Raw genomic sequence first — 12,360 nt, 5'->3', positions numbered from 1 at the left:
GGTGCGCTACGTCGAGGAATTTCGGCAGGCCGAAGCCGTTCAGACGTGGGTAGCGGCGATCGCCCAGCGAGTCACCCGCCCTTGGACACTGATGGAAGTCTGCGGTGGTCAGACCCACAGCATCGTTCGCTATGGCCTCGATACTCTGTTGCCCGAGGGAGTGACGCTGCTGCATGGCCCCGGTTGCCCAGTCTGCGTCACCCCCGGTGCCGTGATCGATCAGGCGATCGCGATCGCAGCGGATCCCCAAGTCACGATCTGCAGCTTCGGCGATATGCTGCGTGTCCCCGGCGATCGCCAGCAGAGTTTGCAACAAGCCCGCGCCGCTGGCGCTCAAGTTCAGATTGTCTACAGTCCGCTGGATGCCGTCGCGATCGCCGCCAAGAACCGCGATCGCCAAGTCGTCTTTCTGGCCGTTGGCTTTGAAACCACAGCGCCAGCAACCGCTCTCGCGATCGCTCAAGCCCAGCAGTTAGGACTAGACAACTTCTCGATCCTGCTCTCCCATGTGCGGGTAGCTCCCGCGATGGTGCAGTTACTAGAGGATCCTGGCTGCCGTATTCAGGCTTTTCTGGCCGCTGGTCATGTTTGCACGGTTGCGGGTCTGGCAGACTATCCCGCGATTGCCCAGCGTTATCGCGTCCCGATCGCCGTTACAGGCTTTGAACCGCTGGATATTTTGCAAGGTATTTATACCTGCATTGACCAACTGGAATCGGAGCGATTTGAAGTCGTGAATTGCTATGGTCGAGCCGTTCAGCCAGGCGGCAATCCAGCAGCCCAGCAATGGGTGGAACGGGTCTTTGCGATCGCGGATCAAGACTGGCGTGGCCTCGGCACCATTCCTGAAGGTGGCCTGCAATTCCAACCAGCCTTCGAAGCCTTTGATGCCCGCCGACGTTTTGCGATCGCTGAGACGATCGAGCCAGCGCCTGTTCCGGATTGCATGAGTGGTCTTGTCCTCCAAGGCCAGAAGCAGCCTTGCGACTGTCCGGCCTTTGGCCGCACTTGCACCCCCGAAACCCCCTTGGGTGCACCGATGGTCTCCAGCGAAGGCGCTTGCGCTGCCTATTATCGCTACCGCCATAGCCCAGTCACCATGAGGGCTTAAGGCTTTTGATAGGGACCTTGGGGGCGGGGTTGGCGATCGATAAAGCTTGCTAGATCCCAGGCTTCCTGATCTGTCAGGTTGCCTCCAAATTGATAGGGCATATTCGATTTCAAGAACTTTGCGAGGGTTTCTGTCTGTGCAAGCCCAGCTAAACGATTGAAGGACTGATTACCCCATAAAGCTGGACGATAGTAGGTGTTACTGCCATAGCGACCCTCGCCATTCAATCCATGGCAAAATGCACACTTTTGCTCAAAGATAGCCTGACCTAACTTTGAATCTCCATTGAGCTTTTGAATATTGGGATAAGCCGTTTTAGGGAGTGTGATTTTGAATCGTTCTGCTTCCTGATCGAGCCACTGCATATAGGTGATTAGGGCTTGAGATTCTGGATTATCTCTTTCAAGCGGTAGCGGCAGGCCATTGAGACTATGCTCAAAACAAGAGTTGATTCGCTTCTGTAAATCGTCAGTTTCTGGGTACTGATATTTTTTGATCATCCCAAACCAAGATGAGGCTTTAGGATCGGCTCCAACACTGAGATGACAGCTTGCACAGTGAAGTTTTGCTTGGGGAACATACTGAGGCAGGGTCTCATAGGTTTTATTCGCAATCTGATAGCCCCGCAAAATACTATTCCAGTTGTCTCGAGCCCAGTTCGTTTTGGGTGAGCGAGGAGGAGGGATAATTTGGGTGTTCTTTAGAACTGGTCTTGCATCAGCAAATGTGAAACTAAAATCGGCTGAACGATACTGCTGTGCATTACTAGATCGGGCGATCGCATGACACCCCATGCAGGAAGAACTCTTCTGGATATAGCTCTCCATCGTGGTGTTTGCCAGAACAGTCGGCAAAACCGTGAAGACAGTTGACGGACTCGATGGTTGCCGTGAAGGGACAGGCCATTGAGTATTAATTAACTGATAGTGACGCCAAACTGAATCACCTAATCCTTTTTGAATCACTTGATTTAAAGCGACAATATTGTCTACTGCTGCTGATTTTTGACTACAATCAGGATCAACCGCTGGGATAGGAGTTTCACGCGTAATTTGATTTGGAACTTGTGGCTGCGTTTGCTGATTTTGCAGACAGCTAGGACAATCGGGATTAAAGAAGGAAGGATGCAGACCTTCTACATTATCAATCTGCTCATAGGTACTCCAGATCCACTGGGGCGCGCTGGCTGTCTTCGTCATCACATGGAAGCCAACCAAGCCCATTAATTTTTCTTGGTAGCGATCGCCCTCAAGATTTTGCACATCAGCCAGTGCTGTATAGAATCGTCCTTGTTCCTCAGGGCTAACTTCTCGCCAAGCAGCTTTGACTAAAATGGATCCGACAGGAGCTGAGATTTCGGGAAAGCTTGATTGCTTCTCTGACTGATAAAGCTTGTTAGCAACAACATAGTCAAATAAGACTTTATTCATCCGAATTTCATAGCGGACAACGTTCCCTCTTTGATCAGTTAATGTCCCAGGCAAGGTGCCATCTGCTTTGGTCGGCTGAAACTGATCATTCAAGATTTCATCGACTTTGCTGCTGCGGAATAACACCTTCTTCAGCCCAGCCTGAGAAGACAGCCTTGATTGTCTTGGCAAACTATTCCAGGGATCTGGCTGCAAGCCATCTGGTCGATAGACCTCACTAGTCTCTTTCCACGTCTCCCAGACCCGAGGCCCAAGTTGAGCGAGCGTTGCTGTCTGATCAGGTTGCCCGCGATCGCCCTCTTTTGCAGGCCAATTCAGCGCGATAAACTCTTGCCAGGCAAAGAGATCAGCAGCCCGTTGAACGACATTAAAGTTATCTTGGGTTAATTCACCTTCGACATCTGTGGGTAGTTGCCAAGTAATTTTGGGATCCTGCAGCTTAACTGAACAAATAGCAGGCAGTTCAATCCTCCTTGGATCATGAGAGAAGGCAGGCAGTTGCAGTGATAAAGTCTGCCAAAAGACCAACAGCATGGTAACAATAGCGATCCGAATCGCCCACTTTTGTTTTGCCATTTTGCTTTGTGCCTTTAACCGCTGAGACAACCCACTCGACGGACTTGTTCTATTGGGAAATCAAAACATTGCTGTTCCTCGGCATTTTTTCGAGGAGCTGGGGAGAGATCTGAAAGACATTTTCTAAGACAGAATTCGGGTTACTCGCGATCCAATCATTGAGATCAATACTTTGATAGTTGCCATCATTAAAAACAATCAGAACTTCTAGGGGTTGATCAGAACTATTGCGCAGTGCATGTCCATACCCTTTAGGGACATAGCCCACATCCCCTTTCTGCAGACGACTCATACTCGCCTTGCCTTCAGAAGCAAAGACAGCAAGATCCATCGAACCATTGAGCACGTACTGCCATTCATCTGCATTCGGATGCCAGTGCAGTTGCCGCATTGCTCCCGGTTCTAGCCGCAGAATTGCACCAGCCATGTTGAAGCTCGCTGGAAATTCCTTGGCACTAGCTAACCGAAGCGAACTGTCATCCTGTTTTGTGCGTGGCTGCTCAGCCAAAAGATTGTGCGTATAGGGAATGGCTATCTTGGGCGTATTTGGATTGCGAGACTGTGTCTGATTCAGCGGTTGAAGTTGGGGACTATAGCGAGAGATATAGACTTGCTTTTTTGGGAGTTTCTCAACCTCAGACTGACTCCAGCCAAAATTTTGTTGAACCCAAGCAATGGGGGTGTGGGAAAGCCAGTCAGTGATGCTAAAGGTTGCACCTTCTGAGAAAGTTCCGTCATTAAAGACGAGTAGAAATTTGGCTGTTCCAGGGCCGATCCCCTCGATGCTATGCCCCCAGCCCCGAGGAAAATACCACAGTCCTCCTGCCTCGACATCGGCAATCTGAACTTCGCCCTCTGGGTTGGTTAGGGTAATGCGAGTGCGGCCTTCAATCACATAGGCCCACTCGGCTGCATTCGCATGCCAATGTAATTCTCGGATAGCACCCGGCTCTAGGGTCATGTAGACCCCAGCCATTCCTTTGCTAACAGGAAAGTTATAGGTTCCAACCTGCTTAGTCACCCCACCGTCATAGTCAACGAGTGAGGTTTTGCTGAATGGGTAACTAAAAGCCGGTAATCCTTGTCCCCAAACAACATTCGAAAGCGATCGCCACGTTTGTGTTTGAGCTGGCGAAGGGAGACACAAACTACCAATCAAGACCAAGCCAACAATCAGTCCTAACCAACCTGAGGAAAGTCTTGATTTTTTTAGCATCGCAAGTCAATGAATTCAGTTAATTTAGCTTGCAGGAATGCCCAGTTGACCTGCCATAAGCAGAAAGTAACTTAGAAATTTTGAAACTAATGTGCTCTTGACAAATTGTTATTGCCCTAAAAATTTTGTTCAATTTATGGATGTCAATCCCGATAGCCGCTAGCTAGAAATCACGACGAGATTTGGAAACTTAAATTGCTACTTCTGACTCTAAAGAATGCTTAATTGATCACTGGGGCTAAACCACCGACTGGCCTCACGCTCTAGCCACTGTTACTGCATCACCGATCGCAGTTCTTCGTAGGCATGTTGAATTTGCTGGAAGCGATCGGGATCGCCTCCCAGGTCGGGGTGGTTCGCTTTCGCTAGGCGACGATAGGTCGCTTTCAGTTCTTGCAGGGTGGTTGGCCAGGGCAAACCCAAGACAGTCGCAGCCGCTGGGACTTCAGCGCCGGACGTCGGTGACTTTGAGGTTTGGCGATTCTGCGGGGGGGATTGATGCTGCTGCGATCGCGATCGCCGTTGCTGCGCCCCAAACTGCATCGCCTGCTCCACAAACTGGTGGATACTGTGGGGCGGATTGTTTAGCACCGTGCCGGCACTGAGGCCGTAGCGCAGTAGCGCCCACGCTCGGAACCAGTCAGTTTTCTGACGCAGATCCAGCCGAACAGCATATTCGTCGGCCAAACAAGCGGCCAAATCCTCTGGAGTTTGCACCGCCGAGAATTTTTGCTGAGCCAAGCCCAAGATGAACTGTCGAATCAGCGTCCAAGGCAGCGGCACCAGCTTTTCAATATCCCGCTCGAGCTCATCCCAGCCTTCTTCTTGGCATTGATAGCTTTCCAAGCGGCGCTGCAACCGTTTGAGTTGCTGCGGATCGAGCGACTGGTAGAGTGTCTGCGCCAGATCGTCGACCGAGACGGCCCGCAGCAGCGATCGCAGATCCCGACCGCGCTCCTGCTCTTGGCGGAGGCGGTCAAATTCCTGCCGCAATTCGGCCAGCAGGGCTTCAACTCGGCTGGGATCGGTCACTCGCTTCACGGCAGGTCGGCAGGGCAAAGCTGAAGTCTGTGAGCCGGGGTCAGCATCATCAACAATGGAGAGGCTCGTCTTCAGTCTCTCCTTCACTATGCCCGCTCCGGTCGCCAATGGCAGTCAATGGCAGTTTTGGATCGATCGCGGCGGCACTTTTACCGACATTGTGGCCCAGCGTCCTGATGGCACGTTGATGGCGCACAAGCTGCTCTCGGAGAATCCCGATCGCTACGAGGATGCAGCGCTCCAAGGCATTCGCGACTGTCTGGGACTGACGGCGGATCAACCGCTTCCCGTTGCGGCGATCGCGGCAGTGAAGATGGGCACCACTGTTGCCACCAACGCCTTGCTGGAACGCAAGGGCGATCGCACTGTGCTGTTGATCACCCAAGGTTTTGGCGATGCGCTGCGGATTGGCTACCAGAATCGCCCCAACATTTTTGCGCGAATCATTCAGCAACCGGAGCCACTCTACGATCGCGTGATTGAAGTCTGCGAGCGGGTCAGTGCCAGCGGCGAAATTCTGCAACCGCTGATGGATGTAGAGGCAATTCAACAACAACTGCAGCAAGCCCGAGACGAGGGCTGTACTGCCTGCGCGATCGCACTGATGCATGGCTACCGCTATCCCCAACATGAACAACAACTGGCTGCGATCGCGGCGGAAGTTGGCTTTCAGCAAATCTCGGTTTCGCATCAAGTCAGCCCGCTGCAGCGTTTGATTGCGCGGGGTGACACCACCGTTGCCGACGCCTACCTGTCGCCGGTGCTGCGTCGCTATGTCGATCGCGTCAGTCGTGCTCTGCGATCGCAGAATCAGGGGCCGCAACTGCTGTTCATGCAGTCGAATGGGGGGCTCGCAACCGCTGCCGCTTTCAGCGGCAAAGACAGCATTCTTTCGGGACCCGCTGGGGGAATGGTCGGGGCGATCGCGGTCAGTCAACGAGCCGGTTGCGATCGACTGATCAGCTTTGACATGGGCGGCACCTCCACCGATGTTGCCCACTTCGCCGGTGAACTGGAGCGGGTCTACCAAACCGAAATTGCGGGGGTGCGTCTGCAAGTACCGCTGCTGGATATTCACACCGTTGCAGCAGGTGGCGGCTCAATTCTGCGTTTCCAAGATGGCCGTCTGCAGGTGGGACCCGAGTCTGCCGGAGCCCATCCGGGTCCTAAGGGGTACGGGCAGGGCGGGCCGTTGACGGTGACGGATGCCAACATCCAAGTCGGCAAACTGCAGCCGCAATTTTTCCCAGCCGTATTTGGGGCAACCGGCGATCGCCCCTTGGATACAGCCGCAGTCAATCAGGCATTTCAGAAGCTGGCCACTACGATCGCTCAGCAGACGGGACAGCCCTACCAGCCGGAACAGTTGGCCGAACAGTTCCTCGCGATCGCCCTCGACAACATGGCTAACGCCATCAAAAAAGTGTCGTGGCAGCGTGGGCGCGACCTCAGTGATTACTGGCTCTGTTGCTTTGGGGCTGCCGGTGGACAGCATGCTTGCCGTCTGGCGGAGTTGCTGGGGCTGCGGCGGATTTTGATCCATCCCTTCGCAGGCGTGCTCTCGGCCTATGGCATGGGTTTGGCCGATCGCCGTGCCTTGCAACAGGTCAGCGTGGAGCAAGTGTTGAGCGATCGCGCCTTGGCGGATTTGGAAGCGCAGGCGATCGCCCTGAGTGAACGGGCACTAGAGCAGCTGAAAGCTGATGGCACTGCGGACCTAACCGAAGTCACGATTTTGCAATCGCTGCAGTTGCGCTATCCGGGCAGTGATTCGGCGTTGCTGGTGCCTTGGACCGAGGACACTGCGGCAATTACTGCGCAGTTTGAACGGGACTATCAACAGCGCTATGGATTCATCCAGCCCGATCGCCCCTTGGTGATTGCTGCGTTGCAGGTGGAAGCGATCGGGCAAATGCCAGCAGCGGCATTACCCGAGTCTCAGCCAACGCGATCGGGGCCACCACCCATCCAAGCCACGGTGCCCATGTTCAGCCGCGATCGCTGGCAAGACACACCTGTTTATGAGCGTCAGTCACTGGAAGTCGGCGATCGCATTCTGGGGCCAGCGCTGATTCTGGAGCCGACCGGCACCAATGTGATCGAATCGGGTTGGGCAGCCAGTCTCAATGCCTTTGGTGATCTGCTGCTAGAAGCAGTAGAACTTCCGCAACGCGATTGGTCTGCCGCCGCCACTGCCCCGGTCGATCCGGCGCTGCTGGAGATTTTCAACAATCTGTTTCAGGCGATCGCGGAGCAAATGGGCGTGACCCTGCAAAACACCGCTAGCTCCGTCAACATCAAGGAGCGCTTGGACTTTTCCTGCGCGCTATTCAATGCCGCAGGCGAACTGATCGCCAACGCGCCCCACATTCCCGTGCACCTCGGCTCGATGGGCGATAGCGTTCGCAGCTTGATCGATCGCGTCGGCGCAGATTTTCAGCCTGGCGATGTCTACGCCCTCAATAACCCCTACGCGGGCGGCACGCACTTGCCGGATGTCACGGTGATTACACCGGTCTTTTTGGCTGGTCAAACCACACCACAGTTTTTTGTCGCGAGTCGCGGCCACCATGCTGATATCGGCGGCCTCACACCGGGATCGATGCCGGCTCGCAGCCAACAAATTGAGCAGGAAGGCATCCTGTTCGACGGCGTGCCCTTGGTGAAAAACGGGCAATTCCTCGAAGCAGCAATCCGCGATCGCCTCTCTCAAGAACCTTATCCTGCGCGTAATCCGGATCAGAATCTGGCGGATCTGCAAGCGCAAATTGCCGCCAATGCCACGGGGCAACAACTGCTGGAGCAAGCCGTGGCACAGTTCACGCTGCCAACCGTCTTGGCCTACATGCAGCACGTACAAGACAACGCCGAGCAAGCGGTTCGCCAAGCCATTCGTCAGCTCGCAACGGAACATCCAGGGCAAGCGACCTGCATTTGCCCCCTCGACGACGGCAACCAGATTCAAGTCACCGTTCAGCTCGATCGCGATCGCGGCAAAGCCCAGCTTGATTTCACTGGCACTTCAGCCCAGCAACCGAATAATTTCAATGCTCCAGCGGCGATCGCCCGTGCCGTTGTTCTCTATGTTTTCCGCTGTCTAGTCGATCATCCGATTCCACTCAATGCAGGTTGCCTGCGGCCACTGACGATTCAAATTCCCGATCGCAGTCTGCTCAATCCACAAGCTCCCGCTGCCGTGGTTGCCGGTAATGTCGAAACCTCGCAGGCGATCGCGGATGCGCTTTGGGGTGCGTTGGGTTTGTTGGCAGCCAGCCAAGGCACGATGAATAACTTCAGTTTTGGCAGCGATCGCTATCAGTATTACGAGACGATCGCGGGCGGTGCGGGTGCAGGCAAAGAAGGAGCGGGCGCCTCGGTGGTGCAAACCCACATGACCAACTCTCGCCTCACCGATCCCGAGGTGTTGGAGTCTCGTTTTCCAGTGCTGCTGGAAGCGTTTTCGATTCGGCGGGGCAGCGGTGGTGCGGGTCACTATGCCGGTGGCGATGGCGCAATTCGTCGCCTGCGATTCTTGGAGCCGATGACCGCCACGATTCTCAGCAGTCGTCGCCAAGTGGCTCCTTTTGGATTGGCGGGCGGTAGCGCTGGCCAAACGGGTGAAAATCGCTTGATTCGCGCCGATGGCAGTCAAGAAATTCTGCCGAGCACGGTGGAAGTGGCAGTCTCAGCGGGCGATCGCCTTGAAATTCTCACGCCGGGTGGTGGTGGCTATGGAACCCTGTGAGTCTCTGAGGCTCTCTCGACGTTAAGCAGAGGGTTGGTTCAACGCAGCAGTCCAGCGGACTAAGTGACCTTTGCCGTGCTGCTTCGCATCGTACAAAGCTGTATCGGCTGCTTTCAGAGCGGTTAGCAGATCAGGGTGATCGAGAGGCCACACAGCGAAGCCAATACTGCTACCAATTCGAATCTGCTGGCCCTGCAGGGGAAAGACAGAATTCAAGGCTTGCAAAATCCGAGATCCGACCTGTTCACCGACTGCTTCTGCTGTACTGACGCTACAGGGCAGAATCACTAAAAACTCATCGCCGCCGGTGCGTGCTGCTAGTTCATGCGATCGAATACAGGCATGTAAGCGGGCGGCGACTGCCTTTAGCAACGCGTCTCCCATCGCATGACCATAGGTGTCATTCACTGGCTTAAAGCCATCCAAATCAATGGCTAAAATAACCAAGACTTGATCCGGTGTTAGCGATTGATATTGGGCTAGGTACGTCTCCAGCCCCAAGCGGTTATGAAGACCGGTTAAGGCATCGTGATGTGCCAATGATTCCGCTTTTTGACGAGCTTGGTTTTGTGCTTCTGCTTGGGCGTCTAATCGCTGAACAACCTGCGAAATTTTACCCAGCTCACCTACCCAAGAGGGTGGCCGGCGATCGCTGCGATCGCCCTGTTCCAAACGACTAGCCCAGGACGAGAGCTGCCGGAGCGGCTTAGCAAACCAATCGGATAGAAGCCAGGTCACCCCAACCACTGCACCGCTGCTGAGGAGGGTGAATAGGATGATGTCCCGTTGCAGTTGGCGGGCGGGCGCATAGGCCACTGCGATCGGTTGGCGGGCAACGGTAATCCAGCCCAAACCGCTGTAGCTGCGATAGCCCGGGGACACACGATACGCCGTGACGTAGTCTTTGCCATCGGGCCAGCGCAATACCTGCCAGCCACTAGCACCTGTCGATAAGTTGGCAGGCAAGGTCTTCAAAGTTGCGCCTTTCCCAAATTCTTCGGGCCCCAGTAGAATCGTGCGGTCTTTGGCAACAACAAACAGTTCAACCTGACGATCTGCTGCGATCGGCGAAAGAATGGTTGACTCGGCATCGCGTGCCCATTCCCAGCTGAGATGCGAAGCTAGCACCCCCGCGATCGCGCCGCCACTGTTTCGAATGGGAATGGAAATATCGACAAATTGAATTGGCTCGCCATTGGGCTGTCTCGGAAATTTGTTGGCGAGCAAGACCGCATCGTGAACATCCCCAATGAACAGCCCCTGAATGCCTTTTTGGAAGACGGGACGGCTGCCGATATTCACCCCTTCAATGATGCGATCGGTGGAGGCAATCACCGAACCCTGGCGATCGAGCAGACCCACCCAAGTAAAGACAGGCAACTCTTGTTTGAGTCGATCGAGCAGTCTTTGAATCTCTGGACGATTGCGATCGCTCAGCAAGTCCGGAACGCTAGACAGGGTCACAATTTCATTGGCCCGAGACCACATGCTCTGGTCGAGTAGCGTGGAAAATTGGTATGCCGTTTCGAGTAGCCGATCTCCGGCAGCCGTGCGCGAGAGTTGCACTGCTCGCTGACCGATGACAGTGCTGATACCCAGACTCGATACAATCAGCAGGCCGCTAAAGCCAATCGCGAGACGAGTCCGAAAGTTCATCGCCGTCTGCAGCAGAACTCAATTAGATGCCTTCCATGCTAGGTGCGGATACTCGGATGACTGCGATCGCTGATCAATGACTTCATTGTTGGAACTGCTGTTGGCCTCGGGCATCGTTGCGTTAGGGAGTTTGCTGCAAGCCGCTTCGGGATTGGGGGCTGGCTTGATTGTGGTGCCCCTGTTGTCAATGTTGTCGCTGGACTGGGTCCCAGGCCCCTGTGTGGCGGCAAGTCTGCTTCTGTCATGGCTGATGTTTTGGCGGGGTCGGCAGGTCGTGGTGCGCCAGAACCTCGTGGCGATGCTGGGCGGCCTAGCTCTGGGGATTGCGATCGCCGCTAGCCTTTTACGGCAACTGCCATTGGATTCGCTGGGGCTGGTGTTTGGCTGTCTGATTGTTCTGGCGGTGTTGGTCAGTTTGACACCTCTGCGGCTGCCGATCACGCGACTTTCGGCAGGGCTGACAGGGATCGCGGCTGGCTTGATGGGGACGTTGGCGGGGATTGGCGCGCCTGTACTTGCCCTGTTTTATCAACATGAGCGGGGACCAGCCCTACGGGCAACTCTCGGTCTGCTTTATTTCCTATCCAGCTTGGTGATGTTGGCCGCACTTCACAGTGTTGGGCGCTTTGGTGGTTTAGAAGTGGGGCGATCGCTGCAACTATTTCCTGGTGTGATGCTGGGTTATTGGGTTTCGCCACGGCTGGCACACTGGCTCGATCGCGGCTACAGCCAAACTGCTGTTTTGGTGATCGCGCTGCTGTCTTCCACCGTCTTGATTGGGCAGAGCCTGCTGAAGTTACAGTCTTAGCCGCACAATAAAAAGCCCTCCAGAGGCAAGACCTCCAGAAGGCGATCGCGAGCAATAATCCTAAGCTTCGGAACTGGGGCTTGCAGGAGTCTCAGTATCCAACTTCAGCGACGCCGAATTGAGGCAATAACGCTGCCCTGTCGGTTTCGGGCCATCAGGAAACACATGACCCAAGTGCGCATCGCAACGGGCGCAGAGGATCTCAGTGCGCATCATCAGGAAGCTGAAATCTTTTTTGTAGGTGATGGCAGACTCATCCACCGGTGCCCAAAAGCTCGGCCAACCGGTGCCGGAATCGAACTTAGTATCAGAACGAAACAGCGGGGCATCACAACAGATGCAACGATAAAGTCCGGGATCTTTGGTGTCCCAATAGGCGCCGGTAAACGCTCGCTCCGTGCCGTGCTTACGGGTCACTTGAAACTGCTCAGGCGTCAGCTGACTCCGCCACTCTTCTTCGCTCTTCCGAATTTTTTCGGCCATGTTCAAGACAGTTGCAGGTTGCCTGCGATCCTAACAACCTGCTCAGCGATTCTTAGACGTCAGAATGCCGGTGAACATCATCACCAAACCACCCACGAAAACAACGATCGCCAATCCCCCTGCGATCCAATCCATCCAGGCTGCATCGGGCATTTCAGACATGCTTGACCGGCTCACGACTGCTCCCATGGTGACATCCACCGTTCGTCCGGCCAAGTTCAGTCCCGCGATCGCGCTCCTCAGAGCGACACAGTCCGGCATCTGACCCACGAGAGAGGGTCTGCTGGAGCCAAT

Annotated in this window: 9 protein-coding genes; 3 read left to right on the top strand and 6 right to left on the bottom strand. The window is 54.8% G+C overall.

The genetic code is table 11. From position 1 onward, the window contains the following. Nucleotide 1: 1 nt before the first annotated feature. Nucleotides 2-1,111 (top strand): hydrogenase formation protein HypD, encoded by a 1,110-nt coding sequence (gene hypD / locus DOP62_RS06620; protein WP_208676242.1) that lies wholly within the window; start codon nt 2-4, stop codon nt 1,109-1,111. Here hypD and DOP62_RS06615 read toward each other — a convergent pair. From DOP62_RS06615 to DOP62_RS06605, 3 genes are all read right to left on the bottom strand, one after another. Beyond that, nucleotides 1,108-2,667: a c-type cytochrome gene (locus DOP62_RS06615; protein ID WP_370538755.1), complete on the bottom strand. Its 1,560-nt coding sequence runs from the start codon at nt 2,665-2,667 to the stop codon at nt 1,108-1,110. The genes hypD and DOP62_RS06615 overlap by 4 nt on opposite strands. Nucleotides 2,668-3,166: 499 nt before the next feature. Then, nucleotides 3,167-4,333: a cupin domain-containing protein gene (locus DOP62_RS06610; RefSeq protein ID WP_208676244.1), complete on the bottom strand. Its 1,167-nt coding sequence runs from the start codon at nt 4,331-4,333 to the stop codon at nt 3,167-3,169. A gap of 273 nt (nt 4,334-4,606) precedes the next feature. After that, a complete protein-coding gene (locus DOP62_RS06605) occupies nt 4,607-5,374 on the bottom strand; it encodes a J domain-containing protein (protein WP_261790020.1) in 768 nt (255 codons plus the stop codon). A gap of 88 nt (nt 5,375-5,462) precedes the next feature. On the opposite strand from DOP62_RS06605, the gene DOP62_RS06600 reads away from it, so the two are divergent. Beyond that, nucleotides 5,463-9,119: a hydantoinase B/oxoprolinase family protein gene (locus DOP62_RS06600; RefSeq protein WP_208676248.1), complete on the top strand. Its 3,657-nt coding sequence runs from the start codon at nt 5,463-5,465 to the stop codon at nt 9,117-9,119. Nucleotides 9,120-9,140: 21 nt separating this feature from the next. On the opposite strand, the gene DOP62_RS06595 is transcribed toward DOP62_RS06600, so the two are convergent. Then, on the bottom strand, nt 9,141-10,775 hold the full coding sequence (locus DOP62_RS06595) for a sensor domain-containing diguanylate cyclase (protein WP_261790021.1): 1,635 nt from the start codon (nt 10,773-10,775) through the stop codon (nt 9,141-9,143). Between the two features lie 76 nt (nt 10,776-10,851). On the opposite strand from DOP62_RS06595, the gene DOP62_RS06590 reads away from it, so the two are divergent. Continuing rightward, on the top strand, nt 10,852-11,583 hold the full coding sequence (locus DOP62_RS06590) for a sulfite exporter TauE/SafE family protein (protein ID WP_208676250.1): 732 nt from the start codon (nt 10,852-10,854) through the stop codon (nt 11,581-11,583). A gap of 60 nt (nt 11,584-11,643) precedes the next feature. Here the strand turns inward: DOP62_RS06590 and msrB are convergent, their stop codons facing one another. Then, nucleotides 11,644-12,066 carry a peptide-methionine (R)-S-oxide reductase MsrB gene (gene msrB / locus DOP62_RS06585; protein ID WP_208676252.1) on the bottom strand — a complete coding sequence of 141 codons (423 nt, stop codon included), beginning with the start codon at nt 12,064-12,066 and terminating at the stop codon, nt 11,644-11,646. A 42-nt stretch (nt 12,067-12,108) separates the two neighbouring features. Next, complete coding sequence (locus DOP62_RS06580) at nt 12,109-12,336, bottom strand: hypothetical protein (protein ID WP_208677113.1); 228 nt, start codon at nt 12,334-12,336, stop codon at nt 12,109-12,111. Nucleotides 12,337-12,360 lie beyond the last annotated feature (24 nt).

The sequence above is a fragment of the Synechococcus elongatus PCC 11801 genome (assembly GCF_003846445.2).
GTDB lineage: Bacteria > Cyanobacteriota > Cyanobacteriia > Synechococcales > Synechococcaceae > Synechococcus > Synechococcus elongatus_A.
The sequence above is the reverse complement of the archived record's forward strand: the minus strand, read 5'-3'. Positions and strand labels throughout refer to the sequence as shown.